The organism is Rhizobium sp. 007 (genome assembly GCF_015353075.1).
Lineage (GTDB): Bacteria > Pseudomonadota > Alphaproteobacteria > Rhizobiales > Rhizobiaceae > Rhizobium.
Genome location: NZ_CP064187.1, coordinates 2,064,522 through 2,090,742, shown reverse-complemented (window position 1 = coordinate 2,090,742; position 26,221 = coordinate 2,064,522). Strand labels below are relative to the sequence as shown.

The window sequence follows — 26,221 nt, the reverse complement described above, 5'->3', positions numbered from 1 at the left end:
TGGCTGCTTTTTCTCCCATTGCCCTGATTTTTCGATAACATGGGCCGCCCCGCTTTTTGGCGGATTCGGATACAGCTATTGGGTTTTCAGATGTTCCAGTCTTTTGAGGTCACCTCCACGCCACAATTCGGCCGCGATCGGGTCGGGCAACTGCGCGCGAGTTTCGAGGCGCTCGGCATTGACGCCTTTCTCGTGCCGCGTGCCGATGAGTACAACGGCGAATATGTGCCGGCGGGAGCGGAGCGCCTGGCGTGGCTGACCGGCTTCACCGGGTCTGCGGGCATTGCGCTCATCACCCATAGCCAGGCGATCATTTTCGTCGACGGCCGCTACGTCACGCAGCTTGCCGAGCAGGTTGATAGTTCCGTCTTTACCGGCGGCGACCTCGTCAACGAGCCGCCGCATGTCTGGATTCCCAAGAACGGCAAGCAGGGCATGCGTCTCGGCATCGATCCGTGGCTGCATTCGGGCGCCGACGTGCGGCGTCTTGAAAAGGCGCTTGCCGAGATCGGCGGCACGCTGGTGATCCTGCCGCACAATCCGCTCGACAGGCTCTGGACGGATCGGCCGGCCGAACCGCTCGGGGCCGTCGTCATCCAGAATGTCGCCCAGGCCGGCACGCTGGCAAAGGACAAGCTTGCGACGATTGCCGCCGATCTCGCCAAGAAGAATGCGGCAGCCGTGCTGATCGCCGATCCGTCTTCGATTGCGTGGATCTTCAATATCCGCGGTGCCGACGTTCCGCATACGCCGCATCCGCTTGCCCGTGCCATCATCCATGCAGACGGCAAGGCCGAGCTGTTCCTTGATAAGCGCAAGACCAGCATCGAGCCGGAGGCCTATCTTGCGCAGATATGCGTGCAACTGCCGCCGTCTTCGCTCGACGAAAGGCTTGCGGCCGTGTCGAAGGATGGCCGCCGGGTTATGATCGATCCGGACATCGCCTCCTATGCGCTTGCCGACATCATCCGCAAGGCAGGCGGCGAAGTGGTGGAGGGTGCCGATCCTGCCAAGCTGCCGCGGGCGGTGAAGAACAGCGTTGAACTCAACGGCTCGGCGGCGGCCCACCTGCAGGACGGCGCGGCGATGGTCGAGTTCCTCTACTGGCTGTCGCAGGAAAAGCCGGGCACGGTGACGGAGATTGCCGCGGCCGAGAAGCTGGAGGCCGTGCGCGCCAGCGTCGGCCAGAACATGCAGAACCCGCTCAAGGATGTTTCCTTCGACACGATTTCCGGCGCCGGCGAGCATGCCGCGATCATGCACTACCGCGTGACGGTCGACACCGACCGGACGATCAATGCTGGCGAGCTTTTCCTGATCGATTCCGGCGCTCAATACATCAACGGCACTACGGACATCACCCGCACCGTCGGCATCGGCGCGGTTTCGGAAGAGCAGAAGCGCTATTTCACACTGGTGCTGAAGGGCATGATCCAGATCAGTACGGCGCGCTTTCCGAAGGGCACGCGGGGCTGCGATCTCGACCCGCTGGCGCGCATCGCGCTCTGGCGGGCGGGCGTCGATTTCGGGCACGGAACTGGCCACGGCGTCGGCTCGTATCTTTCCGTGCACGAGGGGCCGCAGCGCATATCGAGGCTTTCGACGCAGGAACTGCTGCCCGGCATGATCCTTTCCAACGAGCCGGGTTATTACCGGCCGGGCAGCTTCGGTATCCGCACAGAAAACCTGATCTATGTGCGCGAGGCGGAGGACATCGATGGCGGCGACATGCCGATGCTGGGCTTCGAGACGCTGACCTTCTGCCCGATCGACCGCACGATCGTTATTCCCGAACTACTGACGCATGACGAGCTGCACTGGTTCAACGATTATCACGCCCGCACCCGCGAAGCGCTGATGCCGCTAATCCACGACGAGGACGTCAAAGCCTGGCTGGAGAATGCGACGCTGCCGCTGGAATATTGAGGTTTAAAGCGCCGCGCGGCCCTAGAATCCGATCGTGCGGCGCCAGGCCATGACGACAAGCCAGGCCGCGACGAGCATCCAGGTGTGCGACACCCTGAGACCGACGATGAGGGCGACGACAAGCGCCAGCTTGGAATCCCAACCGCCGTCGAAGAAGGCCGGTGCGACGATGGTCGTCAGCACGGCGGCAGGGACGGCGTTGAGGGCTGCCTCCATGCGCGGCGGGATGCGTTTCATCGTGGTGATGAGCACATAGCCGCCAATGCGCGTTGCATAGGTCGCAACAGCCGATGCGAGGATCACAAGGACCATCTGGAGATCGAATTCCATGTCAGACCTCGTGCGGTTCGTTTTCGGGTTCGGGCTTGAGCGCGCCAGGCAATGGCAGCAGTGCAGCCAAGGTGATGCCGGCCGCAGCACCCAGGCTGACATGCCAGGGTGAGCCAACATAATGGTAGGCGATCGCAGAGGCGACGGCACTGACGAGGGCGACCGGCAGGAAGTTGTCGCGGTTGCGGAAGCCGAGCACGATACCAAGGAAATAGGCGGGCAGCAGGATATCAAGGCCGAGCGCCTTCGGGTCGCCGATGAAGCTGCCGAGCAGCCCGCCGAGAAGGCTGACCAGCACCCAGGGCACGTAGATGATGATGCCGAAGCCGAGATACCAGATGAAGGTGACCGGCTTGCCCTCCTCGCCGCGCTTCACCATCTCGGCGAATTGCGGGTCGACGAGCAGGAAGAAGGTGAAGAACTTCTGCAGCGGCGTGAAATGGCGGACGTAGCGCGCGATCGCCGCCGAGTAGAGAACATGGCGGAAATTGACTGCGAGAATGGAGGCGACGATGAGCCAGGCCTGGACGTTGTTCCCGAAAAGCTCGATGCCGACCATCTGGCTGGCACCCGCATACACGGTGGCGCTCATCAGCGTCAGCTCGCCGAGCGACATGCCGTTATCAACGGCAAGCGCGCCGAATAGCGCTGCGAAAGGCGCGGACGCCACGGCGACTGTGAAGCCGCCCCGCAAACCCTCGACGAAATCCCCGCGACTCATCGGCAGCTGTCCTCCTTCAAAAACGAACCTGCTCTATGTGCCCGGCGCCTCCGCCGCAATCGAATTTCCTTGATCGACCGATCGATTTCGCTGAACGGTGGGAACCTCTGACAATGGCAGGAGACGAGACGATGAAGCCGATAGACTTTTCCAAGGACGATAAGGCGGCGCTGATTGCGCGGATCCAGCACTTCTTCGACAAGGAACTGGATCAGCCGGTCGGGCTGCTCAAGTCGGAACTGGTCCTCGACTTCTTCGCCAAGGAGATCGGCGCCGCCTATTACAAGCAGGGCCTGCAGGATGCACATGCGGCGTTTCTGAAGCGTGCCGACGACCTTGCAGACGATATCTACGGGCTGGAGCAGGCGGCGCGGGACTGAGCCTCAGCCGGCGAGAGCCTTTTGGCTGTCGATGATCTCGATGCCGCGTGCGTGCATCTCGTCGATTGCGGCAGCCACCCCTTCAGGCGTGATGCCGCGGCTTGCATCCTCGATGAAGCGGACCTTGATCCCGGGCATCATCTCCAGCGCATCGAGCGCCGAGAATTTGACGCAATAGTCTGTCGCCAGGCCGCAGACGTCGAGCTCTGTCACGCCCTGGTCTTCGAGGAAATCGGAAAGCCCGGTCGAGGCATCCTGGTCGTTGTCGCGGAAGGCGGAATAGCTGTCCACCAGCGGATTTTCGCCCTTTTGCTGGATGAGGTCGATCTCTTCGGATTTCAGCGCCGGATGCAGTTCGGCGTCGAGGGTGTTCTTTACGCAGTGATCCGGCCACATCATCTGCGGCTTGCCGGAAAGCTCGCCCATTTCGAAAGGCTTCTTGCCCGGATGGGAGGAGGCAAAGCTTCCGTGGCCGGGTGGATGCCAGTCCTGCGAGGCGACGATCAGATCGTATTTGCCGCTGTCGATCAGCTTGTTTGCGACCGGCACCACCTGATCGCCGTCCGGCACCGGAAGATTGCCGCCTGGGCAAAAACCATTCTGAATATCGACCAGCAATAACGCTTTCATCCGGCGACTCCATACGTTTGCGGTGCAGCATGCCAAGCGGATATGCCGCTATCAACTAGTGGATTTGCAAGTGGTCAAGCGCAAGCTTTTTTTGGAGGAAGCGCGCATGCGCCGCGAGTGAGATGGCGCGACGCGGCCTGCCGCGCGGCGCCTCATTCGGGTAACGCAGGCCCCAAGCCTATCCCAGCGCCGACTGCGGACAGAAGCAAGCACTCGGCGAGGGATAAGCTCATAAGGGATTGAGTCGGGAAGGCCCGTTACAGAAGAAGCCCGCTGCTTTGATCCAGGCTTTCGGATGCTGGCGTTCATCGACCATGATGGCGCGCAAGCGCTTGGCGACGAGGGCTTCGCAAGCGATCCAGACATATCCGTCGCCGGCGGGAAGCGTGAGGCCACGCAAAGCCTGGTCGAGCTGATCCGTGGTACCGGCCGGTGCCGCGCCGCGATGAAGCCAGAGTGTCGTCAGCCTGGCCTTGCTTTCCAGCGCCGGCTCCTCTTCGGGGCCTGCAACTTCGGCGACGACGAGCGCATGGGCGAAAGCCGGTAGTTCCTCGAGGCGGCGGCCGATCGCGGGAAGGCGGTCTCGTCGCCGACAAGCAGATACCAGTCGATCGCTCGGCGGCTTGGCAAGGATAAAACATGATTTTAAAACGAAGGTTTTGTAATGCCCGGCCCGCGAGCGGATTGGACGCCAACCGGCTCATGCACCCACGGGGGTGTGTCTTGCCCGCTGGCGAAAACACGGCCATCGCGCTAGATTTCTCGTCCGGCCAGTCGAGGAGACCACAATGGCAATCAGCATCGTGCAACTGGGCTCGCCACGGAGCAAGGACGAGGGCTTGCGCATCGGCACCGTGCGCCGCCCGCCGCGCGGCGTGCCGAAGGGGGAGTTTGCGAGCCGCGACTATTACGACGTCTGGCTGCCGATGCTGTCGCCGAGCCAGGAGCTGGTGGCCGAGGCGAAGGCAGCGCAGACCGAAGCCCAGTGGAAGGCCTTTTCCCGCGCCTATCGCAAGGAAATGGCCGCACCCGACACCAGTCGGGTCCTCGACACGCTGGCCGCACTCTCGCACACCGCCAACTTCGCCGTCGGCTGCTACTGCGAAAACGAAAGCCGCTGCCACCGCAGCCTGCTGCGCGGGCTTCTTGCGGAGCGTGGCGCGCAGCTCACGGCGAAGGCCAGCGCCTAGGCGGCAGATGCGCTCTCTTGCCGATCCCGGTTATTTCTGCCTTCCTTGGCCACGAAGAGCAGCCGGGAGCAAGCCATGACCGAGCCAGGGCCAGAAGAGAAGATCGACGCCACCTTCCGCAACGGCTCGCTGACGGCTGCGGGCATCATTCTCGGCTTTTCGCTGAGCTTCATCAGCCGCTGGGTCTCCAACCCGAACGACTGGAGCCGCATCGACATCCTGCCGATGCTGCTCCTGACCGTCGGCATCGGTCTGCAGGTGAAGGTCTTCGCCGACCTTTTGGCGCGGGATTCGCTGATTGCTGCCAAATACGACCGGTCGCGGCGGCTCTTCCTGATCGGATTAGGCATCGTCGCCATCGGCATCGCCATCGCGCTCGTCAACGATATTCTGGGGATGGGCAAGATGCCGATGCTGGGGTGAGCGGGCATTCATGCCCGCTCCACAAGACGCTCGGCACACGCTTCTACCCGGCCGTCAGGTTCCGCTTTGGGCGCAGCGCCGTCGCGTCGCCGTCCGCATGGATGGTTGAAGAGGTCAGGTCCCAATAAGCTTGTTGCAAGCTGCCAGTGCAATGCCCGGATTGCTGAGAACGGCAATCACCAGAGACAGACCAATCACCGATAGTGAATAGCGTTTCATCTCTATCCTCCTATTCCAGCCCGAAGGGAGTATGGGGGAGGGAGCTCGGAGGGGGAAGTCACGAATGGGGGTGAGGTGCAGTTTACGCCGATGTCGGAATGAGGCCCCAGCCCGTTCGAACAGCGTCTCGAGCTCTCGTCTGCAACGATTGCCAAATGCCGGATACATTCAATCTAAATTCAGGGTTTTATTGCAGTGCCTATACGACGATTAAGCTTGATCCGTATTTAACTGCGCAAATTTCTGTACGAAGGTGCTTCAAAACAAGCCTAGGTGGCCGATGGATGTCGCATGGATACAATGAAATCAGGGTTGCGTGTGACGATTCCGAGACGGCTTTTTGCTTCAAGCAATGGGGCGGCATAAACGCGAAAAAAGCCGGCTGTGAATGTCAGGGTCAGCCTTTTGACGAGATGCCTCGTGCCGCGCGGGCCGGCTCGTCAAACACGCTCGACAAACCCATCCAACACCCTCTTCTGCCCGGCCCGATCAAAATCGATCGTCAGCTTGTTGCCCTCGATCCCGGTAATATTCCCATTGCCGAATTTCAGGTGGAAGACGCGGTCGCCCATCTGGAAGCGGGAGGGTTCGGTGGAGGTGGATTTGGCAACGAGTTCGCCTTCGATGGTGCGGCCCCTGGGGCCGCTTTCGCCGTAGCCGATACGTTCGACCGCGTGGCCCGAGCGGGTGCCCCAATTGTCGCGGGTGGCGTCGGTCTTGTTGGCTTGGGCGCGTTTCCAGCCGGGGGTGGAATAGGAATTGGCGAAGGGGTCGGCCTTGTCGAAGCGCGACTGGCCGTAGCCGCCGCGGCCGTAACCGCCGTAGCTCTGCTCGACTTCGGCGACTTCGACATGGGTTTCCGGCAGTTCGTCGAGGAAGCGCGAGGGGATGGTCGATTGCCAGAGGCCGTGGATGCGGCGGTTGGAGACGAACCAGATGTGGCAGCGGCGCTTGGCGCGGGTGATGCCGACATAGGCGAGGCGGCGCTCCTCCTCAAGCCCGGCGCGGCCGCTTTCGTCGAGCGAGCGCTGATGCGGGAAGAGGCCTTCTTCCCAGCCTGGCAGGAAAACAGTGTCGAATTCCAACCCCTTGGCCGAATGCAGCGTCATGATCGAGACGGCGTCGAGGTCTTCGTTCTGCTCGGCATCCATGACCAGCGCGACGTGCTCCAGGAAGCCACGCAACGACTCGAAGCTCTCCATCGAGCGGATGAGTTCCTTGAGGTTTTCCAGCCGGCCGGGCGCTTCCGCCGTCTTGTCGGCCTTCCACATGTCGGTGTAGCCGGACTCCTCGAGGATCTGCTCGGCAAGTTCGGTATGCGGAGTCGTTTCAAGCCTTTGCTGCCAGTTCCTGAAGCTATGCACCACGTCGAAGAGCGCCTTGCGCGCCTTCGGTTTCAGCTCGTCCGTTTCAATGATGTCGGCGGCTGCGGCGAGCATCGGGATGTCGCGGGCACGGGCGTAGTCGTGCAGCGCGCGCACGGTCGTGTCGCCGAGGCCGCGCTTCGGGGTGTTGATGATGCGCTCGAAGGCGAGGTCGTCGGCGGGCTGGGCGACGAGGCGGAAATAGGCCATGGCATCGCGGATTTCGAGGCGCTCGTAAAAGCGCGGGCCGCCGATGACGCGGTAGTTGAGGCCGAGCGTCACGAAGCGATCTTCGAATTCGCGCATCTGGAAGGAGGCGCGCACCAGGATCGCCATGTCGTTGAGGTTATGCTGCTTGCGCTGCAGGGCCTCAATCTCCTCGCCGATGGCGCGGGCTTCCTCTTCGCTGTCCCAGGAGGCATGCACCTGCACCTTGACGTCTTCGGGATCGACGCGGTCGGTGAACAGCGTCTTGCCGAGCCGGCCTTCGTTGTGCGCGATTAGATGCGCGGCGGCGCCGAGGATGTGTTCGGTCGAGCGGTAGTTGCGCTCCAGCTTGATGACCTTGGCGCCCGGGAAATCTTTCTCGAAGCGCAGGATATTGTCCACTTCCGCGCCGCGCCAGCCATAGATCGACTGGTCGTCGTCGCCGACGCAGCAGATGTTGATGGTGGTGTCCCTGATCTCCCCCCTTGTGGGGAAGATGTCGGGGGAGCCGACCGAGGCGGGTGTACTCGCGCCGCTGTCCGAGGGGATATCGCCCTCTGCCTTGCCGGGCATTTCTCCCACAAGGGGGGAGATCGACTTGCGGCTCGGCCGCTGTGCCAACAGCCGCAGCCACATGTACTGCGCAGTGTTGGTATCTTGGTATTCGTCGACGAGGATATAGCGGAAGCGCTGGTGGTATTCCTTGAGCAAGTCCGGGTTCTTGCGGAAGATAGCGATGGGATGCATCAGCAGATCGCCAAAATCGCAGGCGTTCAAGGTCATCAATCGCGCCTGATAGGCGAAGTAGAGTTCCCGGCCCTTGCCGTTGGCAAAGGCGCGGGCGTCGCCTTCGGGAATGTCGGCGGGGCCGAGGCCCTTGTTTTTCCACGTATCGATCATGCCGGCGAATTGCTTGGCCGGCCAGCGCTTGTCGTCGAGGCCCTCGGCCTGGATCAGCTGCTTGATGAGGCGCACGACGTCGTCGGTATCGAGGATGGTGAAATCGGACCGCAAGTTAACGAGCTCGGCGTGGCGGCGAAGCACCTTGACGCCGATCGAGTGGAAGGTGCCGAGCCAGAGCATGCCTTCGACGGCGCCGCCGACGAGTAGCGCGATGCGCTCCTTCATTTCGCGCGCCGCCTTGTTGGTGAAGGTGACGGCGAGGATCTGCGAGGGGAAGGCGCGCCCGGTGCTCAAGATATGCGCGATGCGGGTCGTCAGCACGCGGGTCTTGCCAGTGCCGGCGCCCGCCAGCACGAGGACCGGGCCTTCCAGCGTTTCGACCGCTTCGGTCTGTTCGGGGTTCAGGCCTGCGAGGTAGTCCGGCCGCTTGCCGCCGTCGCGGGCAGCCATGGCGCGGGCGGCAATCCCTCCGGCTGCAGGGGCGGGCGCCTGCGGCTTGCGCGGCGCTTCACCCGGTTCTTCGTCGAAGAAGGGGATATCGTCGAAACTATTGCTCATGGCGCGTAATGTAGTGATTCGGGATGGAAAGGCCAGAAAAGATGTTCTTGGTTCATTCCAGCGCCTCCAGGACGAAAGCCGACCTTGCCGGCGCGGCGCATTTGGGGCGGCGGCACATGCCTATCCAATCCCCTAAAGTAGCGATTGGCAATTCAGGCCGGAAATACGCTTCCGCTCAAGCAAAAGTGACCTGTTTTCGCGAGGATGGAGATTACAATTCTGTAATGACTGGCACGTGCGCTTGATGGCCGCTTGTAAAGGGGCGATATTGCCGCAGTCAGGTGGGGAATATGTCTAAAGGCGCTCTTTCGATCGTCCCAGGTCTGCCCCCTTGGTCCCTTCGGAGACGTGAATGGCTTTTTGGAAGCAGTTTGTTCTTTCTCTTATCGTTATTGCGGCCGGCTTTGCCGGATGGATTTTTCTTGTGCCGGGTGCGGCTGATGTTTTGAGAAATGCCGGCGTCCCGGAAAACATTGTCGCCAAGATGGCTCCTCCCGTGGAGCCCGGTGGCGGTGCGTCGGGGCAAGGCGAGGGCGCCCAGGGCGGCGGAGGACGCAATGGCGGCGGGCGCAACAGCGCCGTTCTAGTCGTGACACAGGCCGTCGTGCAGGGCGTGGTCAACGACCGGCTGAACGCGATCGGCACAGGCGACGCGATCCGCTCGGTGGCGGTGACGCCGCAGGCAATGGGCACGATCCGTGAAATCCTCATCAAGTCCGGCGACAAGGTCAAGCAGGGTCAGGTGCTTGCCAAGCTCGACAGCGAGGAGCAGGTGATCGCCAAGGGGCAGGCCGAAGTGGCGCTGAAGAGCGCGATCGAGAAATCCAATCTCTATCACAACATTAAATCCAGCGTTGCGCGCATGGACGTATTCGATGCCGAGATTGCCGAGCAGGGCGCGCGGCTGCAGCTGCAGGCCGCCGAGCTCAATCTCACCCGGCGCAATATCGTGGCGCCCATCGACGGTATCGTCGGCATCGTCCCAGTCAACATCGGCGACAACGTGACCACCAGCACGCCGATCGTGACGCTCGACGACCGCTCGGAAATCCTGGTCGACTACTGGGTGCCGGAGCGCTTCGCCAATACGGTTTCCGTCGGCCAGCCGGTTGAGGTAACGTCGGTCGCGCGGCCGGGACAGGTGTTCACCGGAGAGGTCCAGGCAGTCGACAACCGCATCGACGCGGCCAGCCGGACGCTGCGCATCCGCGCCAAGATCGACAACCGCGCCGACGAGCTTCGCGCCGGCATGTCCTTCAATGTCAGCATGAAGTTCGCAGGCGACAAATATCCTGCGGTCGATCCGGTTTCCGTTCAGTGGGATTCGCAGGGCTCGTTCGTCTGGCAGGTGGTCGACGGCAAGTCGCACAAGGTGCGCGTCAGCATCGTGCAACGCAATCCGGATTTCGTGCTCGTGAAGGCCGGCATCAAGGATGGGGACGCCATCGTGACGCAGGGTCTGCAGCGCGTCCGCGAGGGCGGGCCAGTGCGGACCGGCAATGAACTGGCCTCGAACAACGGGGTCGCGACACAATGAACGTGACCGTCACCGAACTTCCAGAGAGAGCCTCCGGCAAGCAGACCTTTACGGCACTCTTCGTGCGCCGCCCGATCCTGGCGCTGGTTTTCAATACGCTGATGGTGGTGGCGGGTCTTGCTGCCTATGCCGGGGTCGAAGTGCGCGAACTGCCGGATGTCGACCGCCCGGTCGTGACCGTGCGCACCATGTTCGACGGCGCTGCACCGCAGACGATCGATCAAGAGCTGACGAAGGTCATCGAAGGCGCAGTTGCGCGCGTTAGCGGGCTGAAATCGATCTCCTCGCAATCGCAGTTCGGCCAAAGCCGCGTGACGCTGGAGTTCTCCGACACCGTCGATCTCGCCGTCGCCGCAAACGACGTGCGCGATGCGATCGGGCGCATCATGGAGCAGCTTCCGGACGATGCCGACGCCCCGCAGATCGTCAAGGCGGATGCGGATTCACAGCCGATCATGCGTCTTGCGGTCACCTCGACCAAGCTCGACATGGATGACCTGACGCTCCTCGTCGAAAACGAGATCGTCGACCGGCTGGCCTCCGTCGATGGCGTTGCCGATGTCGAGCAATATGGCGACCAGGAAAAGATCTTCCGGGTCGATGTCGACCAGGGCGCTCTCGCAAGCCGCGGGCTGACGGTCGGCGATCTGACGGAGGCGCTCGACAACTCCGCCCTCGACGTTCCTGCCGGATCGCTGAAGAGCACGACACAGGACATCGTGGTGCGCGCCACGGCGAGCCTGCAGAAGCCGGAGGATTTCGCCAATGTCATCCTGCAGGACCGCGTGCGTCTCGGCGACGTCGCGACGGTGACGCTCGGGCCGCGTGACGGCGATACGGCGCTGCGCTCCAATGGCAAGCGCGGCATCGGCCTCGGCGTCATCCGCCAGGCGCAATCAAATACGCTCAATATTTCGAGCGGCATCAAGACGGTGGTCGAGCAGCTTTCGAAGGCGCTGCCGGAAGGCACGAAGATCGCGATCACCAGCGACGACGCCGTGTTCATCCAGGGAGCGATCCACGAGGTCGTGCTGGCGCTGATCCTTGCCGGCGTCATCGTCACCGGCGTCATCTACCTCTTCCTGCGAGACTGGCGGGCTACCTTGATCCCCGCGGTCAGCATGCCGGTGGCTTTGATCGGCACGCTGGCTGCGATCTATCTCGTGGGCTTTTCGATCAATATCCTGACGCTGCTCGCCATCGTCCTGGCGACAGGTCTTGTCGTCGACGATGCGATCGTGGTGCTCGAGAACATCGTGCGCCGGCGCGCCGAAGGCATGGGGCCGCGGGCGGCCGCCGTCCTCGGCACGCGCGAGGTCTTCTTCGCGGTCATCGCGACCACGGCAACGCTTGCCGCTGTCTTCATTCCGCTGTCATTCCTGCCGGGGCAGGTGGGCGGTCTCTTCCGGGAGTTCGGCTTCGTGCTGGCCTTCTCGGTCGGTCTCTCGTCGATCGTCGCGCTGACGCTTTGTCCGATGCTCGCCTCGCGCATGCTGACGAAGCCAATGCTGGAGGATCATGGCGCGCTCGGCCACTTCGGCGGAGCGTTTGCGCGTGTCTACCAATGGAGCCTGCAGCGTTGCCTCAACGCGCCCTTGGTCGTCATTGTCGCGTCGGTTTTCTTTGCCGGGGCGGCGCTTGTCGCCTTCTCGACGGTCAAGAGCGAGCTTACGCCGAACGAGGACCGCGCCGTGGTGATGATGCGGCTCACCGCACCGCAGGGATCGAGCCTCGAATATACGCGCGACAAGCTGCAGCTCGTCGAAGAATACCTGCAGCCGCTGGTCGACAGCGGCGACATCAGGAACGTCTTTTCGATCTCCGGCCAGGGCGGCTCGGCCAATAGCGGCTTCATGGTGCTGACGCTGGCGCCTTGGGGCGAGCGCGAGCGCACGCAGGCGGAGATCGTCCAGGACATCAACCGGGCGGCATCGCGCGTGCCCGCACTTCGCGGCAATGCGATATCCTCGAACAGCCTGCGCATTCGCGGCGCCGGCAGCGGCCTGCAGATGGCGCTCGTCGGCAATGACTACGACCGCCTGACGGCTGCCGCCGTCGAGCTGGTGCAGGCGCTGGACGCGACCGGGCAGTATGATACGCCGCGCCTGACCAACGAGCCGACGCAGGCGCAGGTCTCGGTCACGATCGACCGCGAGCGGGCTTCCGATCTCGGCATCGATATCACCGGGCTTTCGACGGCGATGCAGTCGCTGCTCGAGGGACGCTCCGTCGTCGACGTCTTCGTCAATGGCGATGCCTATCCGGTTCTGCTCACTTCGACCATGCGGCCGATCGATGATCCGACGGATCTCGAAAACGTCTTCCTGAAGACCGGCGAGGGCAAGATCGTACCGATGTCGGTCATCGCTTCGATGAAGGAAGGCGCGGTTGCGCCGCAGCTGAACCGTGAATCGCAACTCGCTTCCGTCGCGATCACGGCAGGCCTTAAAGAGGGCATGTCGCTCGGCGATGCCGTCAAGCAGGTGACGGAACTTGCCGAGCCGATCCTGCCGCCAGGGGCGCGTCTTATTCCGCTTGCCGAAGCGGCAACCCTCGAAGAGAACTCCAGCGGCATGGCACTCACCTTCGGCTTTGCGATCGTGATCATCTTCCTGGTGCTGGCGGCGCAGTTCGAAAGCGTGCTGTCCTCGCTGATCATCATGTCGACCGTGCCGCTTGGGCTTGCCTGCGCCGTCTTCGCGCTCATTATCACGGGATCGAGCCTCAACATCTACAGCCAGATCGGCCTCGTGCTGCTCGTCGGCGTCATGGCAAAGAACGGTATCTTAATCGTCGAGTTCGCCAACCAGCTCCGCGACCGCGGGGTAGAAGTGCGCGAGGCGATCGAACGCGCCTGTGCACTGCGGCTACGCCCGGTCATGATGACGATGATCGCCACCATCCTCGGCGGCGTTCCGCTGGTCTTTGCGCATGGCGCAGGCGCGGAAGCGCGTATCGCGCTCGGCTGGGTGATCGTCGGCGGACTGGGTTTCGCAACGCTGGTCACGCTCCTTATCACGCCGGTCGCCTATCTTCTGGTGGCGCGCTTTGCCAAGCCACATGCGCATGAGGAAGCCCGTTTGCACGAGGAGATGGCGATTGCGGCACGGCCGAAACCGGTGCCCGATCCCAAGCATCTGCAGGCAGCGGAATAGATTTGACGCCGTCTGCTTAAAACGTCGCCGCCTCCCATCGCGGCGGCGTGTTCGTGGTCAATGAACGTTGCAAAACAGAATAAATTTCTTCTGAACGTTAGATGTTTCTTAAGCATAAAACGCAATGATCTACCCGTAACCGATCAGATGCCTCAGCGTTTCGGAGGCTCGCCCACCCGCTGATTTCAGCGCCCGAACATGACGTTTCGCGGACACGGTTCGCTGTTTGTGAGTAGCATGTAGTTGTGTTCGGAGTTCCGTTCCCGTGAGTATTTTTCAACGCACATCTGTCGATGCGGCGCTGCATACGCTTCGTGATATCAACCACAGCCTGACGCGGACGCAGAACCGCGTCTCGTCCGGCTTTCGCGTCGAACAGGCCCGCGACAACGCCGCCTACTGGTCGGTGGCGACGACGGCCCGCTCCGACAATAGGGCGCATGCTGCCATTCAGGATGCGCTCGGCATGGCGGCCGCCACAATGGGTACGGCCTATACGGGCGTTGCCCGCGCCGTTGACGTCGTTTCCGAAATCAAGGCGAAACTTGTCGCTGCGACCGAACAGGGTGTGGACAAGGAAAAGATCAATGAGGAGCTGACGCAGCTGAAGGCACAGTTGCGCTCCGTCGCCGAAGCGGCAGCCTTCAACAGCGACAACTGGGTCGTCCTTACGGATGAAGACAATCCCACCGAGCCGAAGCAGATTCCGGCGTCCTATATCCGCAATGCCGACGGCACCGTCACCGTTGGCACGCTGACCTATCATATCGACCTGCCGTCGACGGGCGTCACCACATCGAAGGATGCCCGCTACCTCGTCGACGACCGTTCCGGCGGGAGCGGCGAATACGGCGCTCTGACATCATCCTATTTCGCGACGGAAATGGGCGCTTCGCAGAACTACGTCATGATTTTGAGCAAGGCGGGCAATACCGCCGGACAAGTGGAGATCGGGCTTTCATCCTCGACGACAAAAGATCAGGTCGATGAGATGATCAGCGTAGTGGACGGCATTCTCAGGCAGGCGACCACCGTGGGCTCGGCTTTTGGTGCGCTGGAAAAACGCATCGAGCTGCAGAACGAGTTCGCGAAAACGCTTTTCGACGCGTACAGCTCAGGCATCGGGCGTCTGGTCGATGCCGATATGGAAGAGGAGTCGAGCAAGCTCACGGCGTTGCAGACGCAGCGGCAACTTGGCCTGCAGGCGCTCTCGATCGCCAATGCCAGCTACGACACCGTAAGACAGCTCTTCCAGGCCTTCTAAGCGCATGCGACCCGCCCGTCTCGATATTATCGAGCCTGTCGAGACTGCTGTGGCAAATTGGCGATATCCTCGGGATTTGTGCAAGCGAGACGTGTCCATTCTACTGATTTTGTTTTATCGGAGGGGACGCGTTCATCTTGTTGCCGCATTCCATAATATTTGCTCGGGCCAGCTTCGAACGGAGAGCTTTCTGTCCATGATCAAGAAATTCGTACTTCTGGCGATGGCCGCCAGCTACCTGACCGCCTGCACCACGACCGACCCCTATACGGGCGAGCAGAAAATGTCGAATACCGCAGGCGGGGCAATGCTCGGAGCTGTCGGCGGAGCGCTTGCGGGTGCCGCCCTTGGCGGACGCGGGCATGGCCCGCGCAATGCGGCGCTGATCGGCGCGGGCCTCGGCGCGCTCGCAGGCGGCGCGATCGGCAACTACATGGACCAGCAGGAAGCGGAACTCCGCGCCCAGCTCCAGGGCACCGGCATTTCGGTGACGCGTAACGGCGACAACATCATCCTGAACATGCCGTCGAACATCACCTTCGACATCGACCAGGACGCCGTGAAGCCGGGCTTCTATCCGACGCTGAACTCGGTAGCGATCGTGCTCAGGAAGTTCAACCGCACATTGATCGATGTCAACGGCCATACGGATTCCACCGGCAGCCTGCAGCATAACCAGGATCTGTCGCAGCGCCGCGCCCTTTCGGTTGCCGGTTATCTCGGCGGACAGGGTATCGACCAGCGTCGCGTCTCTGCCGTCGGCTTTGGCCCGTCGCAACCGGTCGCGTCGAACGCGACGGAGGCTGGCCGCGCCCAGAACCGCCGTGTCGAGATTCAGATCGCGCCGATCACGCAGAGCTGAACTGCGCCACATTTATCAAAGACGGCCGGATCATCGCCGGCCGTCTTTCGTTTCAGGCATGCATCGTCGCGCCCTTAGTGATTTTGTCGACGATCTTCTTGCCGGCGCGCAGAGCGACGCCCACGACCTTGGCATCTTCCGGCGCGTATTCGGCAAATACCGCGCGATTGGCGGCGTCATGGCCGGTTGCAAACATCTCCTCGATGAACAGCGAGGATGGAATCTCGCGCTCCAGCACGCGGCGATGTATCGCTGAAATCGTCGCCTCATCGGCCGATAGCACGATGATCGGCTGGACTGACATGGCATTGTAGGTGTTGCCGGCGCGGTCCCTGTAGGCCTCGCCGATGATCGCGGGATTTTGCCCGGCGATGCCGCTCATCAAAAAGGCGGTTACATTCAGCTTCTGCCATGACGCAAGATTGTTTCGCAGAACGATCGCAATTTTGGTATCAAACATTCCAGTCTCTTTCATGCGGTTCGAGGTCGCGTTGAGCCAGGATGTAACGCCGCAGGTCTTCGAGGGTCTTGAACGTTTGTGCGTGCCGCAGGGCGGCGACGGCATTGTGGCAGCGCCAGCCTTTCCCGGGATCGAGCGCATCGAGGCGAAATTCAGCGGAAATGCCTTCGAGCCGCACCGGCACGACACTTATGGGCTCGGTGTGACGCTGAAGGGCGTGCAGGCCTTCTCGTATCGCGGCGAAAGGCGCTTCAGCATGCCCGGTCAGGTGATCGTGCTGCATCCAGACGAGGTGCATGACGGCGGGGCGGGCACCAATGACGGGCTGCAATACCGTATTCTCTACCTGGAGCCCTCGCTGCTTGCCGAATGCCTGGAAGCCGGGAAACTCGGGCTGCCTTTTGTCGACCAGCCTGTCATCAGCGATGCGGTTCTTGCCGGCGTCCTGCTTGGCGCACTGACTGATCTCGATGGAGAGCTCGACGAGCTCTTCGTCGACGATTTCCTGATGCGCATAGCCGACGGGCTTGTAAGGCACGCGAAGGCATTGCGCAGGCTGCCCGCCAGTATCGCCTGGAATCAGGCCCGTTGCGCCCGCGACTACCTTGAAGCACATGCGACGCGAACGGTGCGTTCCGGCGAGCTTGAATCGGTAACAGGACTCGACCGCTTTGCGTTGTCGCGGCATTTCCGGGCCGCATTCGCGACCAGTCCGCATCGCTACCTTCTGATGCGGCGGCTGCAGCAGGCGCGGGCGATGATCGGCGAGGGCAGCGAGCTATCGGACGTCGCCTTTGCCACCGGCTTTGCGGATCAGAGCCACCTGAACCGGCATTTCAAGAAAGCCTACGGCATGACGCCCGGCCAATGGGCCGCGCTCAGGCGGGGTTCTCGGCCAGGCCGCTCCTCCGCGCGATGAAGCGCGCGAGCATCGGCCCGGTAAACAGGATCACCACAAACCGCCCCACCTGCATCGCCATGACGAAGGGCAAGTCGACATCGCTAGAGGCGGCGATGATGGCAACCGAATCCGCACCGCCAGGGCTGGTCGCGAGATAGGCTGTCAGCGGATCGATGCCCGCGAATTTGTGCAGGGCCACGGCCATCAGCCCGCAGATCGACATCAAAAGCAGGATGGAGGCGGAGACGCGCGGCAGAGCGCGGGCGGCATGCTTCAGGATCGAACGGGTGAAACGCAGCCCGATGCTCCAGCCGATCAGGGCATAGCTGATCGCGAGCAGCCACATCGGCAGCTCGATCGTCAGGAGGTCGAAACCCTGCAACAGAGAGCCTGCGAGAAGCGGCAGGATGATGGTGCCGCCCTGGACTCGGAAACGGAAGGCGGCATAGACGCAACTGCAGGCAAGCAGCACAGTCGCGGCAAATGCCGGCCAGTCGATCGGCGGGAAGAGAATAAGCGGTGGCAGCTCGCCGTCGGCGGCGACCCAGAGGCGCGAGACGGCGGAAGCGGCCACGCAGACGAAGACGACGCGCAGATACTGCATGAAGGCGACAAGGCGGGCATCGGCGCCATAGGCCTCTGACATGATGACCATGGCCGAGGCGCCGCCGGGGGAGGAGCCCCAGACGGCGGTGGTGCCGGGCAGCACCTGCAGCCGGGTCAGGAGATAGCCGAGCACGCCTGCGATGGCGATCACCGAGACGATGACCAGCATGAAGAGCGGCGCATCCTTGGCCATCGTGGCGAGAATGTCCGGCGTGATGGCGCGCGCCATCATCAGGCCGACCAGAGCCTGCCCGAATTGCAAGGACCAGTAGGGTACGCGCATCTGGCCCTTGCCGATCATCAAGGCGAGAAAGATCGCCGCGATCATCGGCCCAACGAGCAGCGATGCCGGAAGGGCGAAAACTTCAAGAACGACAACGAGAGAGGTGGAGAGGCTTAGCAGCAGAACCCATCTCGGCAGGCTGGCTTCTCGTATGGCTCGGCTTGCGGCTTTAAACGGCATCGAACGCCTGTCTTTTCCGTCCGATGGGCCGCGGTGAACGGCATAGAAATTCATCGGTAGCAACATAAGGACCCGGCGGGAGCAGCCGGAAATCTATCGCCGGTATATGGGCAGGTTAAGCCGGCCGCAATTGCGAAATATGGCCGCGTTGGCGAAAATTCCGCCTGGCGCGCGCCAGCCGAATAGCAGCGTTGCGACAGGCGCAAGGCTCGGGCTAGAGACGAACGTTGGCTGCGAGAAAATCGAGCAGTGCGCGGACGCGGGCGGGCAGCGGGCCGCCTTGGCCGATATAGACGGCATAGAATTCCTCAAGGTCGCCGGGGTTCAGATCTTCAAGGACAGATACCAGTCTTCCTGCGGCGATATCGGCGCGGACAGTGAAGACGGCAAGGCGCGCCAGGCCGGCGCCGGAAAGTGCCAGGTGGCGCATCCCTTCGCCGTCGCCGACCTGAATGCCCGGCGACACCGTCACAAGCACCGTGTCGTCTTGATCAAGTAGCGGCCAGCCGCCGATGGCGCGGGAATAGGAAAAGCCGATGCGGCAGTGCTGTTGGAGATCGGCGATCGACTTCGGTTCACCATGGCGGCGAAGGTAGTCCGGCGAGGCCACGATGAGCTTGCGGGCTGCACCGAGCTTGCGGGCGATCAGGCTGGAATTCTTCAGCGGTCCGGCTCGGATTGCGACGTCGGCGCGCACCTCCATGAGATCGACGACCTTGTCCGTGTAGGAAATGTCGAGCGTCACGGCCGGATAAAGCGCCATGAAGGATGATAGGAGGGGCGCGAGCACATGATTGCCGAAGGACGCGCTGGTATTGATACGGATCGGCCCGGCCGCCTGTTCGCCTGCCGAGGCATAGCGCTCGGCCTCGGCGATATCGGCAAGGATGGAGACGCTCCTTTCGTAGAATGCGCAACCCTCCGGCGTGAGTTGCAGGCGCCGCGTCGAGCGGTTGATGAGACGTGTGCCAAGCCGAGCTTCGAGGCGGGCGATGAGCTTGCTGACGGCCGACGGGGTCATCCGGCAGGCGGTTGCCGCGGCGCTAAAGCCGCCGAGCTCGACGGCGCGCACGAAGACGTCCATTTCGCCGGCGCGATTGATGTCCTGACGGCTCATGATGAATTCAAATCACAAATGACTTTCTCGCTGGCAATCTATATCGCGCCTTAGCGAGTGTCTATCTCTCAAGACAACAGGAGACAGTCCATGGAATACAGAAATCTCGGTGCATCCGGCCTCAAAGTGCCGGTCTTGAGTTTCGGCGCGGGCACCTTCGGCGGCAGCGGCCCATTGTTCGGCGCATGGGGCAATACCGACGCGGCGCAGGCGCGGCGTCTGGTCGATATCTGCCTCGAGGCAGGTGTCAATCTCTTCGATACCGCCGACGTCTATTCGGCGGGCGCATCGGAGGAGGTTCTGGGGCAGGCGATCGGCGGCAAGCGCGACGCCGTGCTCATCTCCACGAAGATGGCCTTGCCGATGGGTGACGGGCCGGCAGATTGGGGAACCTCGCGCTTGCGGCTGATCAAATCCGTCGATGACGCGCTTCGCCGCCTCGGCACAGACTATATCGATTTGCTGCAACTGCATGCCTTTGATGCCTCGACGCCGGTCGAGGAGATGCTTTCGACGCTCGATCGACTCGTTGCTGCCGGCAAGCTGCGCTATATCGGCGCGTCGAATTTCGCCGGCTGGGAGCTGATGAAATCGCTCGCCGTCTCGGAGCGGCATGGCTACGCGCGGTACGTGGCCCATCAGGTCTATTATTCGCTGGCGGGCCGGGACTACGAATGGGAGCTGATGCCGCTCGCCGCCGACCAAGGCGTGGGTGCGCTTGTCTGGAGCCCGCTTGCCTGGGGCAGGCTGACCGGCCGGATCCGCCGCGGCCAGCCGATACCGGAAGGAAGCCGGCTGCACCTGACGGCGGAATACGGCCCGCCGGTCGATGACGAAATGCTCTTCAACATCGTCGACATTCTCGATGAGATTGCCGTGGAGACGGGCAAGACGGTGCCGCAGATCGCCATCAACTGGCTGACCGCCCGGCCAACCGTGTCCAGTGTCATCATCGGGGCGCGCAACGAGGAGCAGCTGCGCCAGAACCTCGGTGCCGTCGGTTGGTCGCTGACGAAGGAGCAGGTCGAAAGGCTCGAAAAGGTCAGCGCGGTGTCGGCGCCTTATCCGTATTTCCCATACAGGCGGCAGGAAGGCTTCGCGCGGCTCAATCCACCGCTCGTTTGAGCCATCTCACGAGACTCTTGACTGGACAGGCGCCATCCGTTGTCCCATACCAACCTGCCCGTGACGGCGGATAGTATGGGAGATCAACAGGATGGCGCTCAGCGATGCAAAGGCTGGAAAACGCAACGAGGAGGGCATTTTCGCGGTCGTCGGCATCTTGAAACAGCGCTTCGGCGAGCGCTTCCAGACCGGCGAATCCTTCCGCGCCCAGCATGCGCATACGACCACCTACATTCCCGCGCAGTTGCCCGACGGTGTGCTGTTTGCCGAGACGGCCGACGACGTGAAGGCCGCCGTCAAGGTCTGTGCCGAACACAAGGTGCCGGTGATCGGCTTTGGCACCGGTTCTTCGCTGGAGGGGCAGGTGAATGCCCCGAATGGCGGGGTTTCGATCGATTTCAGCCGGATGAACCGGGTTCTCGAAGTGAATGCCGAAGACCTCGATTGTACCGTCGAGCCGGGCATCACGCGCGAGGAACTGAACGTTTATCTCCGCGATACCGGCCTCTTTTTTCCCATCGACCCCGGCGCGAATGCCTCGATCGGCGGCATGGCTTCGACGCGGGCGTCCGGAACCAACGCCGTGCGCTATGGCACGATGAAGGACAATGTGCTCTCGGTTACGGCCGTGACGGCCAACGGCAAGGAAATCCGCACCGCGCGCCGGGCGCGCAAATCCTCGGCGGGTTACGACCTGACGCGCCTTTTCGTCGGCGCCGAAGGCACGCTCGGGATTTTGACCTCGGTGACGCTGCGGCTGCAGGGAATTCCCCAGAAGATCGCCGGCGGGGCTTGCTCCTTCCCGACAATCAAAGCCGCCTGCGACGCGGTCATCATGACAATCCAGATGGGCATTCCGGTCGCGCGCATCGAATTGCTCGATGACGTGCAGATGCGGGCATGTAACGCCTATTCGGGTCTGACCTACGCCGAGAGCCCGACGCTGTTCCTAGAATTCCACGGAACCGACGAGACCGTCGAGCTTCAATCGGCGCAGTTTGCCGAGATCGCGGCCGAATGCGGTGGCGGCGAATTCCTTTGGACGGCAAACGCCGAGGAACGCAACAAGCTCTGGAAGGCACGGCACGATGCTTATTGGGCCTGCCGCGCGCTGGCGCCCGGGCTTGCCGCACTTTCGACCGATGTTTGTGTTCCGATATCACGGCTTGCCGATTGCGTTGCCGAGACGCAGGCCGATATCCAGGAACATGGTCTGCTGGCGCCGATTGTCGGCCATGCAGGAGATGGCAATTTTCACGTGCTTCTCCTGTTCGACGACAAGACGGCGGAAGGTGTCGCGGTTGCGGAGAATTTCGTGGTGCGGCTCAACCAGCGGGCTCTCGCGATGGATGGAACATGCACCGGAGAGCATGGGATAGGACAGGGAAAGATGGCGTTTCTCGAGCAGGAACTCGGCGGTGCAGTCGATCTTATGCGGCAGGTCAAGCGGGCGCTCGATCCTGACAATATCTTCAATCCAGGCAAGATTTTTCATCTTGTGTGAAAACGGAACAATCTCATGATCTTCGGCTTTGCTCCCGGCATGAATAACAGTAGTGTCGGCAACGGAATCCCGAATGGAGAATGCTTGATTTGATGGGCCGGTTCCTCGTCTTTTTGGGGGGAGTGATCGTCGTAGTGCTCTTCGTGGCACTGCTCGCGCCGCTTTTCATCGACTGGACTGACTTTCGCAGGAATTTCGAAGAGCAGGCAAGCCGCATCATCGGCAAGAAGGTGACGGTGCATGGCACGGTCGATGCGCGCCTTTTGCCTTTTCCGTCGGTAACGCTGCATGACGTGCGTGTCGGGCAGGAATCCAACGGCCAGCCGATCGTGCAGATCGAGCAATTCGCCATGGATGCCGAACTTGCGCCGTTCCTTTCCGGCGAGGCGCTTATTTTCGATATGCGCGTCGTCAATCCGAAGCTGCGTCTTCGCCTGTTGAAGGACGGCACGCTCGATTGGATGCGCGGCAGCCGGCCGGAGATTCCTGCAAAGACCGTCGTTCTGGAAAGTGTGCATGTCACCGGCGGCGACGTGCAGTTCATCGACGATCAGTCGGGCCGCGCCCGCAGCATTACGGGGTTGAACGCGGAAATGTCCGCCCGGTCGCTGGCAGGCCCCTGGCGGATCGAAGGCGATGCGGCGCTCGACGGCGAGCATGGCAGCTTTTCGATTTCCAGCGGACAGCCCGACGAAACCGGCGCGCTGCAGGTCAGGACGCAGCTGATACCCGATCAGCGTCCGGTCAAAATCGATCTCGATGGTCAGCTGAAGCTGGCCGACAGAAAGCCGAATTATCAGGGCCTCATGTCGGCTGCGGTCGAGAACCGCGGCGCGGCCAAATCCGACGACAAGAATGCACTGCCGCCGCGCCTCAAGGGCCGCTTCGAACTGACCAACGAGCGCATCCGGCTTTCCGAGTACCGGATGGAAATCGGCTCAGTGGACGATCCCTATGTGATCACCGGCGAGGCGACGCTCGATACCGGCAACGCGCCCGAGTTCCTGCTGATCGCCGACGGCCAGCAGATCGATGTGAACAGGATCGGCAATCAGGGCGCAGGCGGCAAGACCGCGCGCGATCCCGGCCTGTCCGCCCGGCAGCGGCTCAATTCACTGATCAGCATCATCGCCCAGATTCCCGTGCCGCAGGTGCAGGGCAAGGCGAGCGTCAAGCTGCCGGCGATCGTTGCCGGGGATACGACCATCCGCGACGTGCAGCTCGATCTGCAGCCGGCCGGCAACGGCTGGACGATCGACAATGCCGTCGGGACGCTGCCCGGGCGCACCCAGGTGGAGGGCCGGGGCCAGCTGACGCTAAGGGGCGACCCTTCCTTCAACGGGCAGATTACCGTTGCCTCCAATCAGCCCTCGGGGCTTGCCTCCTGGCTTGCGGGTTCGGTCGACCCCGCGATCCGTCAATTGAAGCAGGCGGGCTTTTCCGCCGATGTCAGCCTGACGCATCAGCAGCAGCGCTTCAACAATCTGGAGATTGCCATCGGCCCCGCTACGCTGAAGGGCAAGCTGGAACGGCAAGCGCTGGAGAACCAGCCGCCCCTGCTGAACGTCGACCTTGCCGGCGATGCGATCGACCTCGATGCGCTGAGGGCGCTGACGGGTCTGTTCACGGGGCAGGACGCAGGCGAAAATGTGCTCGACCACAAGATTACGGCACAGCTGAAGGCGGATAAGTTCAGCGCCTTCGGCGTCGAGGCAGAGAATGTCGAAACCAGCTTTACGATCGCAGACGGGGCGCTTGCCGTCGACAAGCTGGTCGCCAAAAATCTGGCGGGCGCCGAAATCACCGCCACCGGCCGCGCCGAAGGCTCCTTGCTCGATTACAAGGGCTCGGGGGAGATCACCTTGAAGTCCGCCGATCCGGGACCTTTCTTCACGATGCTGAAGGAGCATCTGCCGCAGCATCCGGTGATGGACCGGCTGGTGCGCAATGCCGCCTGGTACACCAACACGGCGCTGCGCGGTGCGCTGACGCTTGGCGGCGACGAGGGCGACGGGCTTGCGCTGACGCTTGCCGGCGTTTCCAACGGAAGCCGCGTGAACCTCGACTACCGCATGTCGGATCTGTTGGCGCTGACGGGCAAGGGCACGACCAATCTGGAGGCGACGCTTGAAAACAGAACGACTTCGATCCTGTTCGGGCAGGCGGGCCTCGATCCGCTTCCGGTCGAAGCTGATGCCAACGGCCGGCTCGCCCTGAAAGTCCAGGCAAGCGGTACCGATCCGGCCGATGCATCGCTGACCTTTGCGACGGACCGGACGTCCTTTACTGCGAATGGCAAGGTCGATGTCCGTCCCGGGAATTTCATGAACGGCCAGATCGGCGTCTCGCTCGAGAGCGCCGATCTCGATCCGTATCTCGTGATGAACGGCATTGCGCTGCCGCAGATGGGAACCGGGCTGCCTTTCGGGCTGCAAACAACGGCAACCATCGATGGCGACAAGGTCGTCTTCTCCGACCTCAAGGGTCATGCCGCGGAAAATCAGTTTTCGGGTGCGCTGACGGTCAATCGCAAGACAGACAGGACGACAGCGAGCGGCGAACTTGCGCTTGACCGCGCCGACGCGGCCTGGCTGGGCGAGGCCGTCTATGGCCCGATGACAGATGCTGCGACGGGCAACTTCTCGACCGCAGTACTTGGGCAGCCGGTGTTCAAGGATATGGATGTCAACCTGAAGTTTTCGTCCAAGGAGTTCTGGCCGGGATGGTCGGCAGCCGTAACCGGCTTCACCACCAATGCTGTCTACAAGGGCGACGAACTGCAGCTCAACGACATGAAGGGCGGCTGGGACGGCGGCCAGCTTTCCGGCAACCTGCTTTTTACCAATGCCGAGGGCACCGGCTTCTTCCAAACGAAGCTTTCGCTTGCCGATTCCGATCTCGCCGGCGTCGTCTGGCCGCGCGACGGCGCGCCGGTTGCGAACGGCAAGTTCGGGCTTTCTCTCGGTATGGAAGCCTCCGGCAAGACGATGACGGACCTCGTGAGCTCGCTCACGGGCTCCGGCGAGCTGCGGCTTGGCGAGACTACCGTGCGCGGGCTGAACCTTGCGATCCTGCCGCCGCTACTTGCTGCAACGGATCCGATGCAGGACCAGCTCAATGCCGGAAAGATACATCCGATCGTCGAAACGCTGCTCAACAATGGAGAGGCGAAACTTCCGCCGACGGGCATTCCGTTCAACATCACCGACGGCGTGCTCCGCGTGCAGAACGTCACCGTTACCAACGAACTCGCCAAGGTCACCGGCAATGCGCAACTCAGCCTGCCGCAGGAGCGCATCAACGCATCGCTGAACATCACTCTCAATCCGGGCGAGGAAGCGCTTGCAGGCTCGGAGCCCGCGCTGCGGCTCAACTATTCCGGATTGCTCGCATCGCCCGGCCGGACGATGGATGTAACCGATCTCGCCGGATATCTGTCGCTTCGTGCATTCGAACGCGAACGCCGGCGTGTCGAGCGGCTGCAGTCGAACGTCCTGGAAAAGCAGCGGTTGCGGCGCGAGGTGGCGCTTTACAAGTTCAACGATGCGGAACGCGCAAGAGCCGCGGCGATCGAGGCGCAGCGCAAGGCCGAAGAGGAGCGCCTGCGCGCACTTGCCGCGGAAGCTGCGCGGCAAAAGGCCGAGGCGGAGGCGAAGGCTGAAGCAAAGGCGAAGGCGGAGGCCGAGGCGAACGCCGCTGCTGAGGAGGCGGCGCGCCGCGCGCAGCAGCTCAACCAGCCACCACCGATAACCGGCAACCGGCTGAATTTCGATGCCTTGCCGGGCGTGCCGTTGCCGCAGTAAAGGCTCGCTCTAGCTGCGGTTTTTCAACCAGCTCAAGACATGGATCCGCAGCGCGGAGGAGAGGTTGCTTTCCGGCTCTCGCCGGTCGTCGATTTCGGATATGAGGGCCGCAAGCGGAATGGCGCGGGCTGTGGCGATCGCTTTCAGCTCGGCCCAGAATTCGTCCTCCAGCGAGAAGCTGGTGCGGTGTCCATGCAGGCTGGCGGAATGCTTGCGGATCATCGGGCTTTCCGCAGGCCTTTTTCGCGGAGTTCACAGATTGAGGGAGGAAATACCGCCAAGCGATTGACTGCGGATTCTTTTCGGCCCGTCTGCGCCGTCATTCGCCGCCTTCGTCCTTTTCGATTCGGCCTTGTCGGTGTGCTTTTTCGGCCTTCTCGTTCAGCGCTTTGGTCAGCTGCTTCTCGGTCTTGGTGAGGCCGAAACGGATACGATTCTGCTCGGCCTGTTTGTCCTTTTCGGAACGGGCCTGCTTCTTCTTGAACTGGCGGAGATTAACGATTTCTGCGCTCATGGCTTGCCTCCGTCCGGCTGGAAAAGGGCACATGAAAAAGGGAAGCGTCTGCTTCCCTT

21 protein-coding genes and 2 pseudogenes are annotated in these 26,221 nt (G+C 62.2%); 13 read left to right on the top strand and 10 right to left on the bottom strand.

Going from position 1 to position 26,221, the window contains the following annotated elements; genetic code table 11:
• Nucleotides 1–90: 90 nt before the first annotated feature.
• Nucleotides 91–1,926, top strand: a complete 1,836-nt coding sequence (locus ISN39_RS10620; RefSeq protein ID WP_194730019.1) for an aminopeptidase P family protein — start codon at nt 91–93, stop codon at nt 1,924–1,926.
• A 21-nt stretch (nt 1,927–1,947) separates the two neighbouring features.
• Here the strand turns inward: ISN39_RS10620 and ISN39_RS10615 are convergent, their stop codons facing one another.
• Both ISN39_RS10615 and ISN39_RS10610 read right to left on the bottom strand, forming a co-directional pair.
• Nucleotides 1,948–2,256 (bottom strand): AzlD family protein, encoded by a 309-nt coding sequence (locus tag ISN39_RS10615; RefSeq protein ID WP_039845329.1) that lies wholly within the window; start codon nt 2,254–2,256, stop codon nt 1,948–1,950.
• Nucleotide 2,257: 1 nt separating this feature from the next.
• Nucleotides 2,258–2,977 (bottom strand): AzlC family ABC transporter permease, encoded by a 720-nt coding sequence (locus ISN39_RS10610; RefSeq protein WP_194730018.1) that lies wholly within the window; start codon nt 2,975–2,977, stop codon nt 2,258–2,260.
• 131 nt (nt 2,978–3,108) lie between these two features.
• Between ISN39_RS10610 and ISN39_RS10605 the strand changes: the two genes are divergently transcribed.
• Nucleotides 3,109–3,357 (top strand): DUF2164 domain-containing protein, encoded by a 249-nt coding sequence (locus ISN39_RS10605; protein WP_074070319.1) that lies wholly within the window; start codon nt 3,109–3,111, stop codon nt 3,355–3,357.
• Between the two features lie 3 nt (nt 3,358–3,360).
• On the opposite strand, the gene pncA is transcribed toward ISN39_RS10605, so the two are convergent.
• Nucleotides 3,361–3,987: a bifunctional nicotinamidase/pyrazinamidase gene (gene pncA, locus ISN39_RS10600; protein ID WP_194730017.1), complete on the bottom strand. Its 627-nt coding sequence runs from the start codon at nt 3,985–3,987 to the stop codon at nt 3,361–3,363.
• Between the two features lie 295 nt (nt 3,988–4,282).
• Between pncA and ISN39_RS36250 the strand changes: the two genes are divergently transcribed.
• From ISN39_RS36250 to ISN39_RS10585, 3 genes are all read left to right on the top strand, one after another.
• Nucleotides 4,283–4,534 (top strand): hypothetical protein, encoded by a 252-nt coding sequence (locus ISN39_RS36250; RefSeq protein ID WP_246763326.1) that lies wholly within the window; start codon nt 4,283–4,285, stop codon nt 4,532–4,534.
• 241 nt (nt 4,535–4,775) lie between these two features.
• Complete coding sequence (locus ISN39_RS10590; protein ID WP_194730016.1) at nt 4,776–5,177, top strand: DUF488 family protein; 402 nt, start codon at nt 4,776–4,778, stop codon at nt 5,175–5,177.
• 75 nt (nt 5,178–5,252) lie between these two features.
• Nucleotides 5,253–5,600 (top strand): hypothetical protein, encoded by a 348-nt coding sequence (locus tag ISN39_RS10585; RefSeq protein ID WP_074068909.1) that lies wholly within the window; start codon nt 5,253–5,255, stop codon nt 5,598–5,600.
• Nucleotides 5,601–6,259: 659 nt separating this feature from the next.
• Here the strand turns inward: ISN39_RS10585 and ISN39_RS37865 are convergent.
• Together ISN39_RS37865 and ISN39_RS37860 are read right to left on the bottom strand one after the other, a co-directional pair.
• Nucleotides 6,260–7,849: pseudogene (locus ISN39_RS37865) on the bottom strand (3'-5' exonuclease); the annotation flags it as partial.
• A 147-nt stretch (nt 7,850–7,996) separates the two neighbouring features.
• A pseudogene (locus tag ISN39_RS37860) lies at nt 7,997–8,851 on the bottom strand (UvrD-helicase domain-containing protein); the annotation flags it as partial.
• 352 nt (nt 8,852–9,203) lie between these two features.
• Here ISN39_RS37860 and ISN39_RS10570 point away from each other — a divergent pair.
• From ISN39_RS10570 to ISN39_RS10555, 4 genes are all read left to right on the top strand, one after another.
• Entirely contained in the window at nt 9,204–10,388 is a 1,185-nt protein-coding gene (locus ISN39_RS10570) for an efflux RND transporter periplasmic adaptor subunit (protein WP_194730015.1), read from the top strand.
• A gap of 2 nt (nt 10,389–10,390) precedes the next feature.
• On the top strand, nt 10,391–13,543 hold the full coding sequence (locus ISN39_RS10565) for an efflux RND transporter permease subunit (RefSeq protein ID WP_194730156.1): 3,153 nt from the start codon (nt 10,391–10,393) through the stop codon (nt 13,541–13,543).
• 265 nt (nt 13,544–13,808) lie between these two features.
• Nucleotides 13,809–14,807 (top strand): flagellin, encoded by a 999-nt coding sequence (locus ISN39_RS10560; RefSeq protein ID WP_194730014.1) that lies wholly within the window; start codon nt 13,809–13,811, stop codon nt 14,805–14,807.
• Between the two features lie 196 nt (nt 14,808–15,003).
• Nucleotides 15,004–15,669, top strand: a complete 666-nt coding sequence (locus ISN39_RS10555) for an OmpA family protein (RefSeq protein ID WP_183922600.1) — start codon at nt 15,004–15,006, stop codon at nt 15,667–15,669.
• Between the two features lie 52 nt (nt 15,670–15,721).
• Here ISN39_RS10555 and ISN39_RS10550 read toward each other — a convergent pair whose 3' ends face one another.
• On the bottom strand, nt 15,722–16,129 hold the full coding sequence (locus tag ISN39_RS10550) for a DUF2000 family protein (RefSeq protein ID WP_194730013.1): 408 nt from the start codon (nt 16,127–16,129) through the stop codon (nt 15,722–15,724).
• A gap of 31 nt (nt 16,130–16,160) precedes the next feature.
• Here ISN39_RS10550 and ISN39_RS10545 point away from each other — a divergent pair, with 31 nt between their 5' ends.
• On the top strand, nt 16,161–17,048 hold the full coding sequence (locus tag ISN39_RS10545; RefSeq protein WP_194730012.1) for an AraC family transcriptional regulator: 888 nt from the start codon (nt 16,161–16,163) through the stop codon (nt 17,046–17,048).
• Here ISN39_RS10545 and ISN39_RS10540 read toward each other — a convergent pair.
• Together ISN39_RS10540 and ISN39_RS10535 are read right to left on the bottom strand one after the other, a co-directional pair.
• Nucleotides 17,008–18,099 (bottom strand): AbrB family transcriptional regulator, encoded by a 1,092-nt coding sequence (locus tag ISN39_RS10540; protein ID WP_194730011.1) that lies wholly within the window; start codon nt 18,097–18,099, stop codon nt 17,008–17,010. The genes ISN39_RS10545 and ISN39_RS10540 overlap by 41 nt on opposite strands.
• Nucleotides 18,100–18,313: 214 nt before the next feature.
• On the bottom strand, nt 18,314–19,216 hold the full coding sequence (locus ISN39_RS10535; RefSeq protein WP_194730010.1) for a LysR family transcriptional regulator: 903 nt from the start codon (nt 19,214–19,216) through the stop codon (nt 18,314–18,316).
• 90 nt (nt 19,217–19,306) lie between these two features.
• On the opposite strand from ISN39_RS10535, the gene ISN39_RS10530 reads away from it, so the two are divergent.
• The 3 genes from ISN39_RS10530 (at nt 19,307) to ISN39_RS10520 (ending at nt 25,648) form a co-directional block, all read left to right on the top strand.
• The gene (locus ISN39_RS10530) at nt 19,307–20,341 is read left to right on the top strand and encodes an aldo/keto reductase (protein ID WP_194730009.1); all 1,035 of its coding nucleotides are present in this window, start codon (nt 19,307–19,309) and stop codon (nt 20,339–20,341) included.
• A gap of 91 nt (nt 20,342–20,432) precedes the next feature.
• On the top strand, nt 20,433–21,845 hold the full coding sequence (locus tag ISN39_RS10525; RefSeq protein ID WP_194730008.1) for an FAD-linked oxidase C-terminal domain-containing protein: 1,413 nt from the start codon (nt 20,433–20,435) through the stop codon (nt 21,843–21,845).
• 89 nt (nt 21,846–21,934) lie between these two features.
• A complete protein-coding gene (locus ISN39_RS10520) occupies nt 21,935–25,648 on the top strand; it encodes an AsmA-like C-terminal region-containing protein (RefSeq protein ID WP_194730155.1) in 3,714 nt (1,237 codons plus the stop codon).
• Between the two features lie 9 nt (nt 25,649–25,657).
• Here ISN39_RS10520 and ISN39_RS10515 read toward each other — a convergent pair whose 3' ends face one another.
• Nucleotides 25,658–25,870 carry a ribbon-helix-helix domain-containing protein gene (locus ISN39_RS10515; RefSeq protein ID WP_022714412.1) on the bottom strand — a complete coding sequence of 71 codons (213 nt, stop codon included), beginning with the start codon at nt 25,868–25,870 and terminating at the stop codon, nt 25,658–25,660.
• A 97-nt stretch (nt 25,871–25,967) separates the two neighbouring features.
• Entirely contained in the window at nt 25,968–26,162 is a 195-nt protein-coding gene (locus ISN39_RS10510; protein WP_194730007.1) for a DUF4169 family protein, read from the bottom strand.
• Nucleotides 26,163–26,221 lie beyond the last annotated feature (59 nt).

What these genes read in the sequence shown, in the direction of transcription:
- ISN39_RS10590 (WP_194730016.1), top strand. Translation starts at nt 4,776, where the DNA reads ATGGCAATCAGCATCGTGCAACTGGGCTCGCCACGGAGCAAGGACGAG.
- ISN39_RS10570 (WP_194730015.1), top strand. Translation starts at nt 9,204, where the DNA reads ATGGCTTTTTGGAAGCAGTTTGTTCTTTCTCTTATCGTTATTGCGGCC.
- ISN39_RS10610 (WP_194730018.1), bottom strand. Translation starts at nt 2,977, where the DNA reads ATGAGTCGCGGGGATTTCGTCGAGGGTTTGCGGGGCGGCTTCACAGTC.
- ISN39_RS10605 (WP_074070319.1), top strand. Translation starts at nt 3,109, where the DNA reads ATGAAGCCGATAGACTTTTCCAAGGACGATAAGGCGGCGCTGATTGCG.
- ISN39_RS10510 (WP_194730007.1), bottom strand. Translation starts at nt 26,162, where the DNA reads ATGAGCGCAGAAATCGTTAATCTCCGCCAGTTCAAGAAGAAGCAGGCC.
- ISN39_RS10615 (WP_039845329.1), bottom strand. Translation starts at nt 2,256, where the DNA reads ATGGAATTCGATCTCCAGATGGTCCTTGTGATCCTCGCATCGGCTGTT.
- ISN39_RS10515 (WP_022714412.1), bottom strand. Translation starts at nt 25,870, where the DNA reads ATGATCCGCAAGCATTCCGCCAGCCTGCATGGACACCGCACCAGCTTC.
- ISN39_RS10530 (WP_194730009.1), top strand. Translation starts at nt 19,307, where the DNA reads ATGGAATACAGAAATCTCGGTGCATCCGGCCTCAAAGTGCCGGTCTTG.
- ISN39_RS10550 (WP_194730013.1), bottom strand. Translation starts at nt 16,129, where the DNA reads ATGTTTGATACCAAAATTGCGATCGTTCTGCGAAACAATCTTGCGTCA.
- ISN39_RS10525 (WP_194730008.1), top strand. Translation starts at nt 20,433, where the DNA reads ATGGCGCTCAGCGATGCAAAGGCTGGAAAACGCAACGAGGAGGGCATT.
- ISN39_RS10535 (WP_194730010.1), bottom strand. Translation starts at nt 19,216, where the DNA reads ATGAGCCGTCAGGACATCAATCGCGCCGGCGAAATGGACGTCTTCGTG.
- ISN39_RS10620 (WP_194730019.1), top strand. Translation starts at nt 91, where the DNA reads ATGTTCCAGTCTTTTGAGGTCACCTCCACGCCACAATTCGGCCGCGAT.
- ISN39_RS10540 (WP_194730011.1), bottom strand. Translation starts at nt 18,099, where the DNA reads ATGCCGTTTAAAGCCGCAAGCCGAGCCATACGAGAAGCCAGCCTGCCG.
- pncA (WP_194730017.1), bottom strand. Translation starts at nt 3,987, where the DNA reads ATGAAAGCGTTATTGCTGGTCGATATTCAGAATGGTTTTTGCCCAGGC.
- ISN39_RS10555 (WP_183922600.1), top strand. Translation starts at nt 15,004, where the DNA reads ATGATCAAGAAATTCGTACTTCTGGCGATGGCCGCCAGCTACCTGACC.
- ISN39_RS36250 (WP_246763326.1), top strand. Translation starts at nt 4,283, where the DNA reads ATGCTGGCGTTCATCGACCATGATGGCGCGCAAGCGCTTGGCGACGAG.
- ISN39_RS10585 (WP_074068909.1), top strand. Translation starts at nt 5,253, where the DNA reads ATGACCGAGCCAGGGCCAGAAGAGAAGATCGACGCCACCTTCCGCAAC.